This window comes from Synechococcus sp. RS9902, assembly GCF_014279635.1.
Lineage (GTDB): Bacteria > Cyanobacteriota > Cyanobacteriia > PCC-6307 > Cyanobiaceae > Parasynechococcus.
In genome coordinates this window covers 928,249-946,986 of record NZ_CP047949.1, presented here as the reverse complement: position 1 = coordinate 946,986, position 18,738 = coordinate 928,249, and the positions used below count along the sequence as shown (strand labels likewise).

Sequence of the window (18,738 nt, the reverse complement as noted above, 5' to 3'; positions counted from 1 at the left end):
ATGCCTCGCCAACGGGGACTGACACAAAGACTGGCTCGCTTCGGTGCCTGGGGGACGACCCTGCTGGCCTGTTGGATGCTGGCTCTGCTGCTGCTACAGGTGCTGTTCGGCCGGCAGCTGGAGCGGATTCAGACGCTGCAGTTGGGACGGGACCTGGCGTTGAACATCCGCCTCAGCGAATTAACCCTGGAGCGTTATCCCCCTTCACTGATCAGCGAGCTCACGGGCTTGGAGCTCCAGGTGAGCTCACAACCAGCGGCGCCAGATCGCGAGACCCAGGCTTCGGCCCAGCGGCGCCAGGAGCTGCGTCAGGTGCTCTGCTCTCGCCTCTCACACTGCCGTGAGCTCCGGCCTGCCCCGAGCAGGGCGGGCACGCCGGAGGTGTGGATTGAACTGTTCTCTCCTCTGGAGCCGGTCTGGCTGCGCAGCCCCCTGCCCATGGCACGCACCTGGCCGCCACCACCCACCTTGCTGCTGCTGGCCCTGGTGGGCGCGACAGTGATAACCGGGGTCCTTTATCTGCTCCTCGATGTTGCCCGTCCTCTTCGCAAGCTTGAGGACGCTGTCTCCCGGGTGGGAGAAGACATCAATCGTGAGCCTGTGCCCGAGCAAGGATCAGCTGAGGTGCGGCGAATCTCCCGTCGCTTCAACGCAATGGTGCGCCGCCTGGCAGAAGGGGAAAAAGAGCGAGCCACGATGCTGGCCGGCATTGCCCACGATCTGCGAGCACCCCTCACACGGCTGCAGTTTCGTTTATCGATGCCGGAGCTCAACACCGAGGAACGAAGGCGCTGCCAAAGCGATCTGGAGGCTTTGGAGCGGATTACAGGCCAGTTTCTGCTCTACGCCGGAGGCGGTGAACGGGAAGCGTGTGTTGCCTGTCCGTTGGATCAGTGGCTGGCTGAGACCGTGGCAGGCCAACCGAAGGACCAGCTTCTGCTCAAGCTCAGTCCGATCCATCTACCGATTCGACCGGTGGCTCTGGGCCGCGCCGTGAGCAACCTGATCGACAACGCCTTCAGCCACGGCACCGCACCAGTTGTCGTACAGCTGCGCAAACAGGGTGCGGAGGTTGCCATTGAAGTGTGGGACCAGGGGGAGGGAATGCCCAGCAACGCCTGGGAACGGGCCCTGCAACCCTTTCAGCGGCTGGATTCAGCACGGGGGCGTCAAGGCCATTGCGGCTTGGGGTTGGCAATCGTGAACCATGTGGTTCGCACCCATGCTGGACGGCTCAGCTTCCATCAGGGCAACGGCGACCCGGGCCGCTTTGCCGTGATCATCACCCTCCCGATGCAGGAGACGAAAACACCAGACATTCCGTAAAAAATCGGACCAGATCGACCCCGCAGATTGCAGCACTGGCAGAACTGAACTGGCGATCCACCGAAAGCATGAGCCAGCCCGTCGACCACGACATGACAGCCGTCCTCGAGGCCATTGATCACTACAGCGATGGCGACGTCGACCAACCGCAGGAAATCATGGTGGAGCTGCAGGAGGGTTGCTCCAACAAGCACAAACGGCTGAACAAAAAGGTCTACGAAAAAGAGCTGGCCAAACTCCAGACGGAGCTGGTGAAGATGCAGTACTGGGTGAAGAAAGCCACCGGCTTTCGCATGATCATCCTGTTCGAAGGACGGGACGCCGCAGGCAAGGGAGGATCGATTAAACGACTGACGGAGCCCTTGAACCCCAGGGGATGCCGGGTGGTGGCCCTGGGCACGCCTTCAGAGCATCAGAAAAGCCAGTGGTATTTCCAGCGCTATGTGGAGCATTTTCCCAGTGCCGGAGAAATCGTTGTCTTTGACCGGAGCTGGTACAACCGGGCCGGCGTGGAAAAGGTGATGGGCTTCGCGACACGCGAACAAGTGGAGCAGTTTTATGTGTCGTGCCCACGGTTTGAGCAAATGCTGGTGCAGGACGGAATCCTGCTGCTCAAATACTGGTTCTCCATCAACGATGACGAACAGGAAAAACGTTTCCAGGAACGCATTGATAACGAAGAGCGTCGCTGGAAGATGAGTCCGATGGACATCGAGTCACGCAACCGCTGGGTGGAGTACTCGAAAGCGAAGGACACCATGTTTGCCAAGACGCATATCCCGGAAGCCCCATGGTTCACCGTGGAGGCCAATGACAAGCGCCGCGCCCGCTTGAATTGCCTGCGCCACATCCTCAGCAAGGTGCCCTATGAAGACATGACCCCACCACCCATCAAGATGCCGAAGCGCCCGAAGCAAGGAAGCTACAAACGGCCTCCTTTCAACGAGCAATTCTTTGTACCCAACAACTACCCCTACAAGGACTGATCAAGCGACTCCTTCACAAACGATTGGCTTGTGAATCCAATCAACCCATCGATCTGCCGCCCTCAGGCAGACCGATGGGTTGCGATTAGGCCAAAGCCATTGCAATCCATGCAATCCATGCAATCCAAATCAATACGCAAACCAGCAGAATAAATAGATCAACAGTGACACGCCAAACACCAACATCCCAATCGAGGTTTTGATCCGCATCCACTTTTTGTCCCACTTGTAGGGAGCCATCACCACAATCGTAAAAAATGTTAGAGCGGCATACACAACCAAGGTGTGCTTGGGATGTTCCTTGGCAACCAGCATGCTGACGCCATGCCAGAAGAAGGTCAGCATTGAGGCATAGGACGAAATCGCACCAAGGTTGTAAAGCAACTCTTTGCGCTTTCTGAGTTGATCAGCAATCGATTGTTGAAGGCGCATCAGAGACAACGAAGGGGCAAGAACTTCAACGTAGCGATTCGATCTTGTGCCTCACATTCCGAGAAATACGGAGAGTGTCATCTGCAGCGGGCTTGAGTCCAGACATCAGCACGCTTTAAGGTGATCGACCATCCAGTTCTGCAGGCTTTGCTCGGTTCCTGGCAAGTCCTAATGCGGTGTATCGCCAGCGCACTGTTCCTGGTGGCCCATGGTCTGCTGGTGCTGGAGCACATCACCATTGGAACGGCACTGCATGGGATTGCGGAGTTGTTCCTTGCCCCCTGGGCCATCCGCCACAAAGCCTGGGACATCATCGTGATCGGACTGATTTTCTGCGTCTTCGACCTGTGGGGAACGCTGCGTCTGACCGGCGTGTTGGTCTAAGGCTCTTCAACCACTCAGCCGCTGGGACCAAAAACCAAACAGCTGCCACGACGACCAGAGGAACATCCCCAGGAAGACCCAGTTCAGCCAAGCCGGACGTCGGTCGTTTTCAAACATCTCTCAGGACAGCGAAAGGCGACACCTGACCTTATCGCCGAAACATCCATCACCTTGGCAATCCACGTGCTGGAGATTCACGGGTTGCTCCGTAGCAAGAGGGCTGACCACCAGGCCCTATGGCGATCAACAGAGTTGCAGCATCAGAGCGCCCATACGTTCGCGATTCGCATCAGAACACCGACATCCACAACCAACATCTCTAACTTCAAAAAATCCCAGCCGTCCACTGCCCGCCATGGTCATGCGATCCACCATGAAGGCAGCACTGCTCATGGTGGTGCTGGGCCTCAGCGGATGCGGCACCAAACCAACCAAGACGTTTCTCTCGATCCAGACCAGCCGAATCGAGACCACAACGTTTTCCCCTGAGATTGAAGCAATCAGTCCACTGGAATCCACCAGCAATGTGGCCGTGAAGCCCCAGATCGACGGCACCGTCGTTCAGATCCTGGCCACCGCTGGACAAGAGGTGAAAGCGGGTCAAGTGATCCTGGTGCTGGACAACATTCAACAGAGTGCAGCCCTCGACGCTGCCCGGAGCCAAGCCCGTAAAGACATCCTCAATGCTGAACGCTACGAGTACCTCTACGAGCAGGGTGCCGTCTCCGCGAAAGAGCGGGATCGCTACGCAACAGAAGCCGAGCAGGCCAAAGACGACGCCCGCTCCGATGCCGCAGAGCTGGGCTACAAATTTGTACGGGCGCCGATCGATGGGGTGATCGGTGATCTGGATTCGGTGAAGCTCGGCGACTACGTCAAAACCGGGCAGACGATCACCGGAATTGTCGACAACTCCATCCTGTGGACGCTGATGGAGATTCCCGCATCCGAGGCCTCGGCGGTGAAGGTAGGCCAAACGGTGAAGCTGGTGTCTCAGACCGCACCACCGGTGAGCGGTGAGGGCAAGGTGAGCTTCGTGTCGCCGTATTACGCGGTCAGCGGCAGCACCAACGCCCCCAACACGCTGATGGTGAAAGCGGAGTTTCCCAACCTCACCGGCAAGCTCAAAACCGGCCAGTTCGTTGCCTCCAAAATCATCACCGGCAGCCAATCCAGCCTGGCGGTGCCGGTGCAGGCCGTGATGATGCAGGCGCAACAACCTTTTGTTTACCGGGTTGTTCCCCTGAACAAGGCCCTGCCGAAGATCAAGGCCTCCCCCAATACCTCAGAGCAAGCGATCAAAAAGCTCGAGCGCCTGCCGGGAGACACCCCGATCGTGGTGCAGACGAAGGTGCAGCTCGGCGACCTACAAAACAGCGCTTACCCCGTGAAGGCTGGGCTGAAGGCAGGGGATCAGGTGGCCATCAGCAACACCAGCCGCCTGCGCAGCGGTATGCCAGTGCAGGTGAAAACCGAAGCCAACTGAAGCGATGTCTTTCTCCGACAACTTCATCAAGAAGCCGGTTCTCACCACGGTCTGCAGCATCTTGATCGTGCTGGTGGGACTCATCGCGATCCCCACCCTGCCGATCGCCAACCTGCCCAACATCGCCGATCCGCTGATCCAGGTGAGCGCGGTGTACGGCGGCGCCAATGCCGAGGTGACTGAGCAGGCGGTCACCAACCCGATCGAGCAGCAGATCAACGGGGTGCCCGGAGTGTCCTACATCGCGTCGACCAGCGACATGACGGGCTCCAGCTCGATCAACGTCTATTTCGATCAAACCACCGACATCGACATCGACCAGGTCAACGTGCAGAATCGCGTCTCCCTGGCGATGCCGCAGCTGCCCGATCAGGTTGCGGCTACTGGGGTCTCGGTGAAACAGAGCAACCCCTCAATCCTGCTCGCCTACGAAATCAGCTCCTCGGAAGGCCAGTACGACGCCGCCTACCTCAATGGCCTGGTCTACGAGCAGCTCTACTACCCCCTGTCGCGTGTTGAAGGCGTGGCCACGGTGAGCGTTTTCGGTGGGGCTAATCCCGCCTTCTGGCTGTTTGTCGACCCCGACAAACTCGCCGCAAACAAGCTCACCGCACAAGACGTTCTCAACGCGGTGCAATCCCAGAACAGCGTGGCGGTGGGGGGCCTGGTCGGAGGGCCGCCGGCATCAGGCGATCAGGCCTACACCTACCCGATCGTGGTGGAGAACAACGGCAACCTCACCTCCCTGGAGGACTTCAACAACCTGATCGTCAACCGTTCTCCCTCGGGCAACCTGCTGAAGCTCGAGGACGTGGGAGAGGTGCGCTACGGCACCAACAGCTTCGCCGTGCAGGGCATCGACAAGAACGGCTATGAGGCACTGACTCTTGCGGTGTATCAGACCCCCTCCAGCAACGCCCTGGATGTGTCCAATGCGGTGGTGGAACAACTCAATGACTTCCGCTCCCTCGTGCCTCCCGGAGTGACGGTGAACCAGATCTATGACATCGGCCAGTTCATCGAGGCGTCGGTGGATGGGGTGATTGACGCCCTGGGCCTGGCGATCGTGCTGGTGCTGGTGATCCTGTTTCTGTTCCTGCAGAACTGGCGCGCCACCGTGGTGCCCAGCCTGGCCATCCCGATCTCCCTGATCGGCACCTTCGCCTTTCTCAAGGTGTTCGGATTCTCGATCAATCAACTCACCCTGCTTGGGTTGGTGCTGGCCACAGGCCTGGTGGTGGACGACGCCATCGTGGTGATCGAGGCGGTGTCCACCAACATCGAGCAGGGGATGAAACCCCGTGAGGCGGCCCTGGCCTGCATGGGCGAACTGTTTGGTGCCCTTCTGGCCACAGCCCTAGTGCTGATGGCGGTGTTTGTTCCCGTGGCCTTCTACCCCGGAGGCATCGGCATCATCTACAAGCAGTTTGCGCTCACGATCGCCTTCTCCATCGCCATCTCGGCCTTCAACGCCCTGAGCTTCTCGCCGATGCTCTCGGGCTTGATCCTGCCCAGAGAAAAACCGGCCGAACCACGGGGCCGCGCCTGGATCGTGGTGGGCGTGATTGTGGGGCTGGCCTTTGGACGGTTCAGCGCTGCGGCCTTTGGCAGCTGGACCTACCTGGCTGGCGTCGGCATCGGAGCACTGGCAGGGGCAAACCTGCCCAGGATCTTCACGGCGTTCAACACCGGCTTTGACCGCCTGCAACGGGCCTACGCCGCCCTGCTCACCCGGTTGATCGCACTGCGCCAACTGATCCTAAGCGGATTGGCCATTGGCATCATGCTCACCAGCTTCTCCTTCACCGCCCTGCCCACCGCCTTCATCCCCGATGAAGACCAGGGCTACGGCCTGGGCATTTTTCAGCTGCAAAACGGCGCTTCCCTGGTGGAAACAAAACAGCTCGGCATGCAGATCGCCAAGGTGCTGAGTGAAGAAGATGACGTGGCCAACGCCTCGATCATCAACGGCTCCGGCTTCAACGGCTCCAGCCCCGACCAGGGCATCTTCTTCTTCGGGCTCAAGCCCCTTGAGGAGCGCAAAGGGGCTAGCCACAGTTCCGACGCAATCATCAAGCGGCTGAACGCCAAGCTGATCCAGCTGAGTTCAGGACTGGCGGCAGCATCAGGCCCGCCAGCGGTGCCCGGCTTCTCCTCCCAGGGCGGCTTCTACTTCCAGTTCAACGACCTCAGCAATGGTCAATACAACCTCAATGAACTCTCGTATCTGGCTGATCAACTGATCAAGGAAGGCAATGCCAGTGGGGATTTCTCCAAGCTCTACACCCAGTTCAACCCAAGCTCACCCGCGGTCGGGCTGTCGATCAATCGCGAGGTGATGGGGGCGCTGAACGTCGACTATCAGGAGGCGATGGACACCATCGCTGCCCTCACCGGCGGCAACTACTCCGGTCTCACCTACGAAAGCGGTCAGGTGCGCAACATCTACGTGCAAGGCACACCGGATCAACGCCAGAGCATCAACGACGTACTCAGTTACTACGTTCGAGATCGCGAGGGAAGGCTGGTGCAGGTATCTCAGTTCGCCGATGCCGAGCTGAGCAGCGCTCCACCGGTGATCAGCCATTACAACCTCAACCGAACGGTGCTGATCCAGGGGATGGAAGCCCTCGGCAAGAGCAGTGGTCAGGCCCTGGCCAAAATTCAAGCGCTGTTCAATGCCGCCGACTTCACCAACATCGGCTCCGCCTTCACCGGGTTAGCCGCGTTGCAGCTGTCCGCCGGCAACGCCAGCGTGCTGGTGTTCGGGCTGGGCGTGCTGATTGTGTACCTGGTGCTGTCAGCCCAGTACGAGAGCTACATCACGCCCGTAATCATTTTGGCCACTGTGCCTCTGGCCATGCTCGGCGCCCTGGCCTTCCTGGCGATGCGCTCCATCGATCTGAACATCTATGCCCAAGTTGGCCTTGTGACCCTGATCGGCCTCGCCGCCAAGAACGGCATCCTGATCGTGGAGGTGGCCGAGCAGAAACTCGAGCAAGGTCTGAGCATCACAGAAGCGGCGGTGCAGTCCGCCGAATCACGACTGCGGCCGATCCTGATGACCGCGATCGCTGCCCTGGCGGGCTTCCTGCCGCTGGTGGTGGCCAATGGCGCCGGCGCTCACAGCCAGCAGTCGCTTGGCACCGTGATCTTTGGAGGCTTGGTGGTGGCGACAGTGTTGTCGCTGGGCGTCGTGCCCCCTGTGTATGTGTTGGTGAAAAAACTCGAACAGCATCTGTTCAAACCGATCAGCTGATCTCGTTGGTCATCAATGCCGCAGACGAAGCATCACTTCGCTGAAGAACTCCAATCGGCGGAACGAAACGACACATTGGCCCCACCACTGCGTTTCAGGTCGTGCATGCCCTCCAGCTGGTTGTACACCGACAAAAGCTGCCGGCGCATGTGGTCGGTATGGGGCAGATCAGCGATCAAACGCAGCACATCCTCCAGGGATCGCTTGGCATCGATCACCAAACGACAATCGGGGCTGCCAGGCTCGTCGCGCATGGAATCAGAAGCGATTTCATCCATTCAGCAGAAAATCTCTGCTTGCGGGTGTCTGAATCCCTACCAACGCGGCGATATTCAGCAGAAATTCAGAGTTTGGCCCAGTCCTGCTTCACCCATGCCCCGATCAAGTGGCGTTTCGCATAACAGGAAGCCTGAGGCTGCTGAACCACGACAACAACACCAGCAGGGATGAGGCCCAGAGGCAGGCCTGCATGCCCGCGGCTTCGGTTCGGCCGAGCATGAACACTGCCCCCGAGAGCAAGGTGCCCACCAAGCGTCCGGCAGCGTTGGCCATGTAGTAGAAGCCCACATTGAGGCTGACGCTCTCCGCATCGGTGTAAGCCAGCACCATGTAGGAGTGGATCGACGAATTCATCGCGAACACCACCCCAAAGGCGGCAAGGCCTGCGGTGATGGCGACCGCCACATCCACCTGGCGCCACAGCGCCACCGCGATCAGGGCGGGAATGGCGGTGAGCACAGCACTCCAGAACTGCACAGCAGAAGGTCCCGGGGATGTGGTCTGCCCCCAGAGCCGTCTCAGACCAGGCGCTGATCCCTGAACGATGCCGTAGCCAATAACCCAGAGACCGAGGAAGCCACCGATCTCCCAGAAACTCCAGCCCAGGGAGGCCTCAAGGAACACGGGCAAGGCCACCACGAACCAAACATCCCGGGCACCAAACAGAAAGAAGCGCGCCAGGGACAGCACGTTGATGCCCTGGGATTTGGAGAACAGCGACGAAAAGGCCGGCTTGGACTTCATCTTTCCGATCTCCCCTGGCAGCACCAGCGTGAGCAGGAAGGCCAGGGCCAGACCTGCCGCCATCCAGCCCACGGCAGCATTGAAGCCAAAGGCAGTGAGCAGCACCCCACCGAGGAAGAAGCCCACACCCTTGAGGGCGTTCTTGGATCCCGTGAGGATCGCCACCCACTTGAACAGCTGCTGCTGCCCCTGCTGCTGATCCTCCGGCGTTTCCGAAACCACCGTCTTGATGGCACTCTTGGCGCTCATCTTGTTGAGATCTTTGGCGATGCCGCTGATGGCCTGAGCGGTCATCACATAGATCACGCTCAACAGTTTCGGCCAACTGGCGGCGACGGGCATCAGCATCAACAACGCAAGAATCTGCAGCAGCGTTCCCACCCAGAGGGTGAGCCGTAGCCCGTAGCGGGCACCGATCCAACCGCCGTACAGGTTGGTGAGCACCCCAAACAGCTCATAAAAGAGAAACAGGAACGCGATCTCGAGGGTGGTGTAGCCGAGTTGATGGAAGTGGAACACCACCAACATCCGCAGGGCCCCATCGGTGAGCGTGAAGGCCCAGTAGTTGGCGGTGACGATGCCGTATTGCTGGAGAGGAGAGAGCTTCATCCGTCGAGCCCAACCAGATGGCAGGTGAGATCGGCCATGCGGCAGCTGTAGCCCCATTCGTTGTCGTACCAGGCAAACACCTTCAACTGGTTGCCATCGACAACCATCGTCGAGAGGGCATCGACAATCGAGCTGCGGTTGTCGTTGGTGTAATCGCAGGACACCAACGGGCGTTCCTCGTAACCCAGGATTCCCTTCAGAGGCCCTTCCGCAGCAGCTTTGAACGCAGCATTCACCTGCTCCACCGTGACGCTCTGCTTGAGCTCGAACACCGCATCGGTGAGCGATCCATTCAGCAGGGGAACACGAACGGCATGACCGTTGAGCTTGCCCTTCAGCTCAGGGAAGATCATCGCGATCGCCTTGGCCGAGCCGGTGGTGGTGGGAATGAGTGAGCTGAGCCCGGAGCGGGCCCGGCGCAGGTCGCTTTTGAAGGAATCGATCGGCACCTGGGTGTTGGTGATGTCGTGAATGGTGGTGATCAGGCCGTGCTCGATGCCGAAGCTCTCGTGCACCACCTTCACCACAGGCGCCAGGCAGTTGGTGGTGCACGAGGCGGCCGTCACCAACTTGTGGCGCGCCGGTTCATAGAGGTGGTGATTGATCCCGTAAACGATGTTGAGCGCGTCCTCACCGGCAACCACACCCTTCACGGGACAGGCAACCACCACCCGTTTGAGGCCCAGCTGATCGAAATAGGGATTGAGCGTCTCCGGCGTTTTGATCTTGCCGCTGGCTTCAAGCACCATCTCCACCCCCCGATCGCTCCAGGGCACGGCGGTGGGGTCCTTCTCGCTGGACCAGGTGAGTGCGGATCCCTCCACGCTGAATCCATCAGCACTGCTGGTGATTCCTCGATCCCAGCGACCATGCACAGAATCGAACTCCAGCAGATGGGCCGCCGTTGCTGCATCGCCAGCGGGATCATTGACATGCACCAGTTCGATGCCGGGCCGTCCCCAGAGGGCCCGGAACACCAGGCGACCAATCCGTCCAAAGCCATTGATGCCGATCCGCATACCAGCTCCTTTGATCAATCAAATTATCTTGATCCAAACAGAGCGGGGGACACTGCTCCTGTGATCCAGAACACCCTCAACAGGGAGCAGTCGAGGCAGCTGCTCAAAGCACTGGCCGACCCGATCCGTCTCGACGTGATCCATGCGCTGGCACAGGGGGAACGATGCGTCTGTGACCTCACCGGTGAGCTCAACCTCTCCCAGTCGAAGCTCTCGTTCCACCTCAGGGTGCTGCGAGAGGCGGGGCTGCTGACGGATCGGCAGAGCGGACGCTGGATCTACTACCGGCTGCAACCGGATGCCCTGGCAGCCCTGGAAGCCTGGCTGGCCGAACTGCGCCGCCACTGCAGCCAGAGCGCTACCCCCTGCCCAAGCTGACGATGGACCAACGGCTTTTCTTCCCGGCCACCGAACGCAACCGCGGCCCCATCGGAGATCTGCTGAAGCAGCTCTTGCCTGGCTCAGGAGCCGTGCTGGAACTGGCCAGCGGCAGTGGTGAGCACGCCGTTTGCTTTCAGCAGCGCTTTCCCCATCTGCGCTGGCAGGCCAGCGATCCGGATCCAGACCATCGCGCCAGCATCAACGCCTGGATCCAGCACCAGGGTCTGGGCCAGGTGATGCCAGCAGCCCTCAACCTCGATGTTGAACACCGCCCCTGGCCCCTACCCCGGAACCTCCAAGGGGCCGTGAAGGCTGTTGTGAGCATCAACCTGCTGCACATCAGCCCAGCCAGCTGCACCGATGCCGTGCTCGAGGAATCCGCCCTGTTGCTGCCCAGCGGCGCCCCCTTGATCATTTATGGCCCATTCATGCGCAATGGTGCTCACACCAGTGCAAGCAATGCCGCCTTCGACCAATCCCTCAGGGAACGCAACCATCAATGGGGGTTGAGGGAGCTGAATCACGTAACAGCCATCGCCGCCAAGGCTGGCTTCAACACCGAAAACGTGGTCTCCATGCCCGCCAACAATCTGACTTTGGTGTTTCAGCGCGCTTGAGCCCCACCTCGCTTGCCAGCGTCTGGAAGGCCGTCGAAAATCAGGCAGTATCTCCGGTGTGAGCGATGGATCTGACTGATTTCTTAGCGAAGCTCCTGATCGGTTCAGCCATCACTCTGACCCTGGCATTCCTTTGTAAGACAGTTTTTCCTCGGTTCACGAAGCGAAGCAAAACCGACTTCGACGACTTCGTGCTCAACGCCTTCGCCGCTTCGGTGGTGCCCTTCGGCTTGGTGGTCACCCTGATTCTTGCCCAGGATGATTTGGGCTTGCCCAACAACATTGCAAGGGCTTACGACACATCGCTGCGCATTGTCGGCACGATCATTCTGATTCGGTTGGTCAACCGAATCGGAGCGCGATTCCTTTTCGGATTGGTGCGCCGTGCAGGCGCGGATGATCTTCAACAACTCCTCCAAAGCCTGCTCCCGCTGCTGAAAACCGTGGTGTGGGCGATCGGCACCTTGGTGCTGCTGCAGAGCCTGGGCGTGAAGATGACGGTGATCTGGGGTTTGCTCAGTGCCGGCGGCATCGGCATTGGCTTGGCCCTGAAAGAACCGGCCCAGGAATTGTTCGCCTACCTGATGATTCTTCTGGACAAGCCTTTCACCGTTGGGCAATTCATCACGGTGGGATCCACCTCAGCAACGGTGGAACGCATCGGGGTTCGCTCCACCCATCTGCGCAGCCTGCGCGGCGAACAGGTGGTGATGAGCAACTCCACCCTTACAGGCTCAACCATCCTCAATTTCGCTGAAATGGCGCAACGCCGGATGATCTATTCCATTGGCGTCACCTACAGCACATCGGTCGAGCAGATGAAGGCAATCCCGACGATGGTTCAGGCCGTGATCGACGCTCAGGCCCACAGCACCTTCAACCGCTGCCACTTCACCGAATTTGCTGATTCAAGCTTGAATTTTGAACTGGTTTATTACATCGACACCCGTGATTTCACGGTCGCTCTGAACGAACAGCAAGCCATCAACCTCGGAATCATGGAGGCCTTCGCCCAAGCAGGCATCGACTTTGCCTTCCCAAGCAGGACGCTCTACTTGGAGGGAGATTCACTCGCCGGCAAAGCCTCCTGAGGCGTCGGCACAGCAGAGCGCCAAACAACACCCCCGATCAACAGGGCCAAGGCCGCCACAGCAGCGGTGAAGGGGATCAGGCGACGACGATCAGAACTGGAAGCAAGGGCGATAGGGCTGGAGATGTTGTCGCGTCGTGACGCCAGAAATGCCCCCTGCCGGCAGCGGATGCACACCGTGTTGGTGACGCCTGCACTCTTCAACTTGAAGCCGTAACGCCCCGGAATCTCAACGGGTGTTCCACAGCTGGAACAAGGGAGAGAAAAAACTGCCATGGGGAATCTGCCCTCAATTCAGATCTATCACCAAGGTTTCACTCCAAGGGAACGGCACCCGTGGCACAAACGGAACCCCAGCAGAGGCTGTGGTCAGCCGTCCAGAAGGGTTGCACCTCCAGCCAGTCCTCGCCCTCACCAACCCGCATCATCATCTGGCCGCTGCCGTCATGGACAAATTCGACGCGCTGCTGATTCCAGGTCAACACCCAGCGCTCTCCAGGACTAGAAGCCACCATCCGACAGGGACTCCAGGCCTGCTGCGCGATCCGGCAGCGCATCGAAGCCGCTGCTGCTGAGCTTCCAGCTTCAGTGCTGCCCATCAGCAGCAGAGCCGCGGTCCAGAGCTGAATGCGAAACACAGACACAGACTCGGAAGCACTCTTGCGAAAGGCCTCCTTTTCACCATGGGGCCGGGCGATGGTCACGCCGTTGAGGCGCACCGGATCTCTTCAGGGTTTGGTGTCTGTCAGGATTTGATTAGACCAGTTGCTGATCGTGCCGCGTTTTCAAGCCCGCGTCCTCGTGCGTCTGCGCCCCTCCGTACTCGATCCAGCCGGAGAAGCCGCGCGTGGTGCCGCTGAACGACTTGGGGTGGAAGGCCTCAGCAAGCTGCGGATCGGTAAAGCCGTGGAAATGGAGATTGAGGCCCCTGATGAGGCCGAGGCCCGCCGCAGGTTGGAACTGCTCAGTGATCGCTTGCTGGCCAACCCGGTGATCGAAGACTGGAGCCTGGAGCTGGAGCAGTCATGAGCATCGGGGTCATCGTTTTTCCCGGCTCCAACTGCGACCGGGATGTGCAATGGGCGACCGAGGGTTGCCTTGGAATGGGCACGCGTCGGGTCTGGCATGAGGAAACCGACCTCAGCGGCTTTGATGCCATCGTTCTGCCGGGCGGTTTCAGCTATGGCGACTACCTGCGTTGCGGCGCCATTGCCCGCTTCGCACCAGCCCTGCAGTCCTTAATCGACTTTGCCGCCAAGGGCGGTCGCGTGCTCGGCATCTGCAACGGGTTTCAAGTGCTCACGGAACTGGGCCTGCTCCCTGGTGCCCTCACCCGGAACCGGGATCTGCACTTCATCTGTGAAGACGCACCCCTCAAGGTGGTGAGCCAGCGCACGGCCTGGATGCAGGGGTACAACGACGGGGCCCTGACCCTGCCGATCGCCCACGGTGAAGGCCGCTACCAGTGCAGCGATGACACGCTCAAACAGCTGCAGGACGACGACGCCATCGCCCTGAGCTACGGCAACAACCCCAATGGGTCGGTGTCCGACATCGCAGGCATCACCAACGCCAGCGGCAGCGTTCTGGGCCTGATGCCCCACCCCGAGCGGGCCTGTGATCCGGCCACGGGAGGAACCGACGGCCGCCGCATGCTGGAAGCCCTGCTGGGCTGATGCCAACCCGCCGGACGCTGCTGATCTCAGGGGCATCCACGATCATCACGGCCCTGCTCTCCCCCAGGGCCATGGCTGCCCAGCGCAGGCTGAAACCCTTGAAGCCTGGATCACGCATCCGCGCCGTGAACCCCGGCACCTGGATGGATCCGGACACGGACCTCCAAGCCTTGCGCGAACGCTGTGATCAACAGCAGTGGTATCTGGAGATTCCCACAGCCGTCACCCGTCAATGGCGCTATTTCTCAGGAACCGACCAGGAACGGGTTGAGGATCTGAGGTCAGCCTGGAACGATCCAACGGTGGATGCCGTGGTGACCCTTGGCGGGGGCTGGGGGGCCGCCCGCGTGCTCGAAGCCGGTTTTCGTTTTCCGCGCCATCCCAAATGGAGCCTGGGGTTCTCCGACACCAGCTCCCTGCTGCTGGCCCAGTGGGCCGCTGGCCTGCCGGGGGCCATCCATGGATCCAGCGGCGGCACAGAGGCGCAATGGCAACGCACGGTGGACTTGCTCTGCGGACGGCCAGTGGCGCCCCTGCTGGGCGAGCCACGACGGCGGGGGATCGCCCGCGGACCCTTGGTGGTCACCAACCTGACCGTGGCGACCCACCTGATCGGCACGCCCTGGCTTCCCTCCCTGAAGGGGGCCATCCTGGTGCTGGAAGACGTGGGCGAAGCGCCCTACCGGGTTGATCGGATGCTGACCCAGTGGCGCAGCGCAGGCCTGTTGCAGCAGTTGGCGGGGGTGGCCTGCGGCCGCTTCAGCTGGGCTGAAGACGACATCCTTCCCGGCGATTTCACGATGGACGAGATCCTGGAAGAACGCCTGGGCGATCTGGGCATTCCACTGGTGCTGAATCTGCCGCTGGGCCATGGACGGCCCAACCAGGCCTTGCCCCTGGGAGCGCATGCACAGCTGGACGGCAACCACGGCCTGCTCAGCCTGATGGCCTGATCGCAGGATGAAACCGTGGTGCGTCTGGGCCTTTGCCGCTAGCGATGGAGCAGTGCAGCCTCACCCCCTTGGCCGACCTCACCATCGCGAACACGGTGTCCGATCTGATCCAAGGGGACATCCGCGAGCATCTGCCGCTGGAACGGATTCCCCTGCAAGGCGACGTGCTGGGGCTTGGCACCACCTCAAGTTTGGAGAACGGGGAACTCAGTTTTCTACGCAACGCTTCCGGTAACTCGGACATCTGGCGCTGCATCGCCCACAACGGCAGCATCATTCGGCTGCAACCGGGCGATGGCAGCGGTCATTTCCCTTACATCTGCTTCACCGGGGATGTCACAGCCCTTCGCCACCCCGTGGACCTGGGCCCGCTCACGCAACAGGCGCATCGTTCAACTCAGGAACTGATCCGTGCCGCAATCGAGCAGGAATGCAAGCGCGGGGCCCTGGCAGAAGCACCCATCTACGGCATCCGCCTGCTGGCGCACTGGGATGAGCTGGTGATCACCGTGGCCTCCAAGCTCTGCATGGGGCAACAACAGCGGAACCAAGCGTTCTCCCGTGATTCAGACGAGGGAAGCCAAACCGAGACGAGCATCTATGACAGGCTCCAGCACTACCGCCTGGCGCCACTGCCACCAGACCAGCCCGGCGATCCGATCCGCTATCTCGGCAGATCGATGCAATGGGATTGCTGCGGGTTCTTCGACTGTGAGCCGGAACGGGGGCGCGTCACGGTACCCAAGGCAAGTGATCATCTGCATCTGCATGGTTGCAGCACCGACCTGGCCTATGGGGGGCATGTTCTCCACGATCACCCCAACACCCGCCTCGGAAGCATCGAACAGCTGGCGCTCTACCCGCTGCAGACGATTGAGTCGCTCTGCAGTGATCTCGCCATCCAAAGTCTCACCTATGGGGATGGGCAAATCCACTTCAGTGTCAGCAATGCCGGTGCACTTGATGTGAGTGATGTGGGGGTGGCGGTGGTTGTTGACGATCGCTTCAGCGATCACCGCTACCTGCAAATCCCATGGATGAGTGCGGGAGAAAGCGAGAGCTTCAGCCTGGCCTGGCCACTCCCCCCAGGGCAGCACTCGATCGCCGTGATCGCTGATCCCCAGGAGCTGGTGATCGAACCCCAGAACCGACGCCAGAACAACCGGATGGAGCTGAAGGTCAACATCCCCTGAATACGCCAGGGTCAGCGCCCGGACTTAGAGCCACAAAAAAAGGGGGGGCTTTTGGCCCCCCGTGGATGGATCAATTGATCGTGATGATCAGGCAGCGACGGTAGCCTTGGGATCGAGAGCACCCTTGGCGTAGAGGCCGGCGTAGTAGGTGATGCTCTGCTGCTGGATCTTGCTGGCGTTGCCGGCAGCCCAGAACTGCTGGTAACGGTCCAGGCAGACCTGCTTCATGTACTTGCGAGCAGGCTTGTTGAAGTGGCGGGGGTCGAAGTTGGAAGGATCGGCCATGGCCGCTTCACGCACAGCAGCGGTGAAGGCGAGACGGTTGTCAGTGTCGATGTTCACCTTGCGCACACCGTTGCGGATGCCTTCCTGGATTTCCTCGACGGGAACGCCGTAGGTCTCGGGGATGGCACCACCGTGCTTGTTGATCATCTCCAGCCATTCCTGGGGAACGGAGGAGGAGCCGTGCATCACCAGGTGGGTGTTGGGGATGGCTTTGTGGATCTCAGCGATGCGGCTGATGGCCAGCACTTCACCCGTGGGCTTGCGGGTGAACTTGTAAGCGCCGTGGCTGGTGCCGATGGCGATGGCCAGGGCGTCGCACTTGGTCTTGGCAACGAAGTCGGCAGCCTCAGCGGGATCGGTGAGCAGCATGTCCTTGGACAGCTCGCCCTCGAAACCGTGGCCGTCTTCGGCTTCACCCTTGCCGGTTTCCAGGGAGCCCAGGCAACCCAGCTCACCCTCAACGCTCACACCCACGGAGTGGGCGAAGTCGACCACCTGCTTGGTGACGTTGACGTTGTAGTCGTAGCTGGCGGGAGTCTTGGCGTCCGCTTCCAGGGAACCGTCCATCATCACGGAGGTGAAACCGTTGATGGCAGCGGAATAGCAGGTGTCAGGGGCGTTGCCGTGGTCCTGGTGCATCACCACGGGGATGTGGGGATAGGTCTCGGTTGCGGCCAGGATCAGGTGGCGCAGGAAGATCTCACCGGCGTAGCTGCGAGCGCCGCGGGAGGCCTGGAGGATCACAGGGCTGTCGGTCTCGTCAGCCGCTTCCATGATGGCCTGGACCTGCTCCAGATTGTTCACGTTGAACGCAGGAATGCCGTAGCCGTTCTCAGCGGCGTGGTCGAGCAGGAGCCGAAGCGGAACGAGCGCCATGGATAAATCCTCGGAGGGTTGGGGTCGTCAAAGACGAATCGCCGGCAATTTTACCGCGTGTTACGCAAGATCCAATGTGCCGCCTGCTGCTTGATCGCAGGCCACACGACTGGCCACGCCCTCGGCCAGTCCAGGAAGCATCGGTTGCCCACGGCGGATGCTCTCGGCCCACCAGCCCAGCACCCGTGCCACAGGGGCGATGCGCCCATCCGCCCAGGTTTCCGGAAAGGCGAAGTCGGCATCGGCTTCCACGGCGCGGAAGGGCTCACCGAGCGGGGCGTGCTGCAGCTCAAAGCCATGGACGTAGTCCTTCTGGTTGGTGCTGCTGAGCAACAACGACCCCGACGACCCCACCACATCCAGGCAGAACCCGCGACCATTGCGCGACACGGAACTGAGGCTGACCTGCGCCGGCACCGGCAGGTCCTGCCTCCCCTGCCAATGGGCAACGGTCTGCAGCAGCGACACATCAGGGGCATCCACAGCGGCCAGACCACCATCGGGGTGGGGGCGTTGCTTGATCGAAACGCTGTTCAGGGCCTGGACGCTCCCCAGGGGACCGATCAGCCAGCCCAGCATGTCCATGGCATGGGTTCCGAGGGCTCCGATCACACCGCCGCCCTGATCCGCCTGGGCATACCAGTTCCAGCCGCGCTGGGGATCGGCACGGCTGCCCATCAACCAGTCGAGCTTCACCAGCCAGGGCGTGCCGACGGCACCGGCCTGCAGAAGGCGTGCAGCCTGCATGAACAGGGGAACAGCCCGGTATTCGTAGTCCACAGCTACTGAGAGTCCCCTTGCCAGGGCCAGCCGCTGCAGCTCGCGGGCTTGATCGGCATGCAGCGCGATGGGCTTCTCCAGCAGCAGATGCTTGCCCGCCTCCAGGGCCCGGCGGGCCAGGTCAAAGCGAGGTGCCGGTGGGGTGGCGATGATCACCGCGTCCACCGCGGGATCGGCCAGCAGTGCATCCCAGTCACTGAATCCCTTCAAGCCATGGGCGGCTGTGGCGGCATCCAAGCGCTCCTGGCGCGGGTGCCAAAGCGCCACTGCCTCGAGATCAGTCGCTGCCGCAAGGGCCGGCAGGTGCACCTTCTCCCCGAAGCCGAGACCGGCTACGGCAACACCAAGGGGCTGTGGGGACAT

Annotated in this window: 20 protein-coding genes; 12 read left to right on the top strand and 8 right to left on the bottom strand. The window is 60.7% G+C overall.

Features of this window, described 5'->3' with window-relative positions:
- Positions 1-1,326, top strand: coding sequence for an ATP-binding protein (locus SynRS9902_RS04980; RefSeq protein WP_186510197.1), 1,326 nt, complete (start codon positions 1-3; stop codon positions 1,324-1,326).
- Positions 1,327-1,394: 68 nt separating this feature from the next.
- On the top strand, positions 1,395-2,312 hold the full coding sequence (ppk2, locus tag SynRS9902_RS04975) for a polyphosphate kinase 2 (protein WP_186510196.1): 918 nt from the start codon (positions 1,395-1,397) through the stop codon (positions 2,310-2,312).
- A 129-nt stretch (positions 2,313-2,441) separates the two neighbouring features.
- On the opposite strand, the gene SynRS9902_RS04970 is transcribed toward ppk2, so the two are convergent.
- Positions 2,442-2,753 carry a hypothetical protein gene (locus tag SynRS9902_RS04970; protein ID WP_186510195.1) on the bottom strand — a complete coding sequence of 104 codons (312 nt, stop codon included), beginning with the start codon at positions 2,751-2,753 and terminating at the stop codon, positions 2,442-2,444.
- A gap of 162 nt (positions 2,754-2,915) precedes the next feature.
- On the opposite strand from SynRS9902_RS04970, the gene SynRS9902_RS04965 reads away from it, so the two are divergent.
- The 3 genes from SynRS9902_RS04965 (at position 2,916) to SynRS9902_RS04955 (ending at position 7,873) form a co-directional block, all read left to right on the top strand.
- Entirely contained in the window at positions 2,916-3,128 is a 213-nt protein-coding gene (locus SynRS9902_RS04965) for a hypothetical protein (RefSeq protein WP_011364797.1), read from the top strand.
- Between the two features lie 361 nt (positions 3,129-3,489).
- Positions 3,490-4,614 carry an efflux RND transporter periplasmic adaptor subunit gene (locus tag SynRS9902_RS04960; RefSeq protein WP_186510527.1) on the top strand — a complete coding sequence of 375 codons (1,125 nt, stop codon included), beginning with the start codon at positions 3,490-3,492 and terminating at the stop codon, positions 4,612-4,614.
- A gap of 4 nt (positions 4,615-4,618) precedes the next feature.
- A complete protein-coding gene (locus SynRS9902_RS04955; protein ID WP_186510194.1) occupies positions 4,619-7,873 on the top strand; it encodes an efflux RND transporter permease subunit in 3,255 nt (1,084 codons plus the stop codon).
- Positions 7,874-7,905: 32 nt separating this feature from the next.
- On the opposite strand, the gene SynRS9902_RS04950 is transcribed toward SynRS9902_RS04955, so the two are convergent.
- From SynRS9902_RS04950 to SynRS9902_RS04940, 3 genes are all read right to left on the bottom strand, one after another.
- Positions 7,906-8,127 (bottom strand): hypothetical protein, encoded by a 222-nt coding sequence (locus tag SynRS9902_RS04950; RefSeq protein WP_041435027.1) that lies wholly within the window; start codon positions 8,125-8,127, stop codon positions 7,906-7,908.
- Between the two features lie 127 nt (positions 8,128-8,254).
- Entirely contained in the window at positions 8,255-9,505 is a 1,251-nt protein-coding gene (gene arsJ / locus SynRS9902_RS04945) for an organoarsenical effux MFS transporter ArsJ (RefSeq protein ID WP_186510193.1), read from the bottom strand.
- Positions 9,502-10,524 carry an ArsJ-associated glyceraldehyde-3-phosphate dehydrogenase gene (locus SynRS9902_RS04940; RefSeq protein WP_186510192.1) on the bottom strand — a complete coding sequence of 341 codons (1,023 nt, stop codon included), beginning with the start codon at positions 10,522-10,524 and terminating at the stop codon, positions 9,502-9,504. The genes arsJ and SynRS9902_RS04940 overlap by 4 nt, the downstream gene beginning before the upstream one ends.
- 60 nt (positions 10,525-10,584) lie before the next feature.
- Between SynRS9902_RS04940 and SynRS9902_RS04935 the strand changes: the two genes are divergently transcribed.
- From SynRS9902_RS04935 to SynRS9902_RS04925, 3 genes are all read left to right on the top strand, one after another.
- On the top strand, positions 10,585-10,902 hold the full coding sequence (locus SynRS9902_RS04935; RefSeq protein WP_186510191.1) for a metalloregulator ArsR/SmtB family transcription factor: 318 nt from the start codon (positions 10,585-10,587) through the stop codon (positions 10,900-10,902).
- Between the two features lie 2 nt (positions 10,903-10,904).
- On the top strand, positions 10,905-11,522 hold the full coding sequence (locus SynRS9902_RS04930) for a DUF938 domain-containing protein (protein ID WP_186510190.1): 618 nt from the start codon (positions 10,905-10,907) through the stop codon (positions 11,520-11,522).
- A 65-nt stretch (positions 11,523-11,587) separates the two neighbouring features.
- Positions 11,588-12,613 carry a mechanosensitive ion channel family protein gene (locus SynRS9902_RS04925; protein ID WP_186510189.1) on the top strand — a complete coding sequence of 342 codons (1,026 nt, stop codon included), beginning with the start codon at positions 11,588-11,590 and terminating at the stop codon, positions 12,611-12,613.
- On the opposite strand, the gene SynRS9902_RS04920 is transcribed toward SynRS9902_RS04925, so the two are convergent.
- Entirely contained in the window at positions 12,574-12,888 is a 315-nt protein-coding gene (locus tag SynRS9902_RS04920) for a Tat pathway signal protein (protein ID WP_186510188.1), read from the bottom strand. The two genes, SynRS9902_RS04925 and SynRS9902_RS04920, sit on opposite strands and share 40 nt — an antisense overlap.
- A gap of 38 nt (positions 12,889-12,926) precedes the next feature.
- Positions 12,927-13,331, bottom strand: coding sequence for a hypothetical protein (locus SynRS9902_RS04915; protein ID WP_222929478.1), 405 nt, complete (start codon positions 13,329-13,331; stop codon positions 12,927-12,929).
- Positions 13,332-13,386: 55 nt separating this feature from the next.
- On the opposite strand from SynRS9902_RS04915, the gene purS reads away from it, so the two are divergent.
- From purS to SynRS9902_RS04895, 4 genes are read left to right on the top strand one after another with little or no spacing between them, the layout of a single operon-like run.
- Positions 13,387-13,641 carry a phosphoribosylformylglycinamidine synthase subunit PurS gene (gene purS / locus SynRS9902_RS04910; RefSeq protein WP_186510186.1) on the top strand — a complete coding sequence of 85 codons (255 nt, stop codon included), beginning with the start codon at positions 13,387-13,389 and terminating at the stop codon, positions 13,639-13,641.
- Positions 13,638-14,288 carry a phosphoribosylformylglycinamidine synthase subunit PurQ gene (purQ, locus tag SynRS9902_RS04905; RefSeq protein ID WP_186510185.1) on the top strand — a complete coding sequence of 217 codons (651 nt, stop codon included), beginning with the start codon at positions 13,638-13,640 and terminating at the stop codon, positions 14,286-14,288. Before purS ends, purQ begins: the two co-directional genes overlap by 4 nt.
- The gene (locus tag SynRS9902_RS04900) at positions 14,288-15,241 is read left to right on the top strand and encodes an LD-carboxypeptidase (protein WP_186510184.1); all 954 of its coding nucleotides are present in this window, start codon (positions 14,288-14,290) and stop codon (positions 15,239-15,241) included. The genes purQ and SynRS9902_RS04900 overlap by 1 nt, the downstream gene beginning before the upstream one ends.
- 44 nt (positions 15,242-15,285) lie before the next feature.
- Positions 15,286-16,434, top strand: coding sequence for a CARDB domain-containing protein (locus tag SynRS9902_RS04895; RefSeq protein WP_255446208.1), 1,149 nt, complete (start codon positions 15,286-15,288; stop codon positions 16,432-16,434).
- 87 nt (positions 16,435-16,521) lie between these two features.
- Here SynRS9902_RS04895 and fba read toward each other — a convergent pair whose 3' ends face one another.
- On the bottom strand, positions 16,522-17,595 hold the full coding sequence (fba, locus tag SynRS9902_RS04890; protein WP_186510183.1) for a class II fructose-bisphosphate aldolase: 1,074 nt from the start codon (positions 17,593-17,595) through the stop codon (positions 16,522-16,524).
- A gap of 60 nt (positions 17,596-17,655) precedes the next feature.
- Entirely contained in the window at positions 17,656-18,738 is a 1,083-nt protein-coding gene (locus tag SynRS9902_RS04885) for a Gfo/Idh/MocA family protein (protein WP_186510182.1), read from the bottom strand.

Excerpts from the sequence above, each read along its gene's own strand:
- SynRS9902_RS04980 (WP_186510197.1), top strand. The coding sequence starts at position 1 with ATGCCTCGCCAACGGGGACTGACACAAAGACTGGCTCGCTTCGGTGCC.
- ppk2 (WP_186510196.1), top strand. The coding sequence starts at position 1,395 with ATGAGCCAGCCCGTCGACCACGACATGACAGCCGTCCTCGAGGCCATT.
- SynRS9902_RS04965 (WP_011364797.1), top strand. The coding sequence starts at position 2,916 with ATGCGGTGTATCGCCAGCGCACTGTTCCTGGTGGCCCATGGTCTGCTG.
- SynRS9902_RS04960 (WP_186510527.1), top strand. The coding sequence starts at position 3,490 with ATGCGATCCACCATGAAGGCAGCACTGCTCATGGTGGTGCTGGGCCTC.
- SynRS9902_RS04955 (WP_186510194.1), top strand. The coding sequence starts at position 4,619 with ATGTCTTTCTCCGACAACTTCATCAAGAAGCCGGTTCTCACCACGGTC.
- SynRS9902_RS04950 (WP_041435027.1), bottom strand. The coding sequence starts at position 8,127 with ATGCGCGACGAGCCTGGCAGCCCCGATTGTCGTTTGGTGATCGATGCC.
- arsJ (WP_186510193.1), bottom strand. The coding sequence starts at position 9,505 with ATGAAGCTCTCTCCTCTCCAGCAATACGGCATCGTCACCGCCAACTAC.
- SynRS9902_RS04940 (WP_186510192.1), bottom strand. The coding sequence starts at position 10,524 with ATGCGGATCGGCATCAATGGCTTTGGACGGATTGGTCGCCTGGTGTTC.
- SynRS9902_RS04930 (WP_186510190.1), top strand. The coding sequence starts at position 10,905 with ATGGACCAACGGCTTTTCTTCCCGGCCACCGAACGCAACCGCGGCCCC.
- SynRS9902_RS04925 (WP_186510189.1), top strand. The coding sequence starts at position 11,588 with ATGGATCTGACTGATTTCTTAGCGAAGCTCCTGATCGGTTCAGCCATC.
- SynRS9902_RS04920 (WP_186510188.1), bottom strand. The coding sequence starts at position 12,888 with ATGGCAGTTTTTTCTCTCCCTTGTTCCAGCTGTGGAACACCCGTTGAG.
- purQ (WP_186510185.1), top strand. The coding sequence starts at position 13,638 with ATGAGCATCGGGGTCATCGTTTTTCCCGGCTCCAACTGCGACCGGGAT.
- SynRS9902_RS04900 (WP_186510184.1), top strand. The coding sequence starts at position 14,288 with ATGCCAACCCGCCGGACGCTGCTGATCTCAGGGGCATCCACGATCATC.
- SynRS9902_RS04895 (WP_255446208.1), top strand. The coding sequence starts at position 15,286 with ATGGAGCAGTGCAGCCTCACCCCCTTGGCCGACCTCACCATCGCGAAC.
- fba (WP_186510183.1), bottom strand. The coding sequence starts at position 17,595 with ATGGCGCTCGTTCCGCTTCGGCTCCTGCTCGACCACGCCGCTGAGAAC.
- SynRS9902_RS04885 (WP_186510182.1), bottom strand. The coding sequence starts at position 18,738 with ATGTCCCCACAGCCCCTTGGTGTTGCCGTAGCCGGTCTCGGCTTCGGG.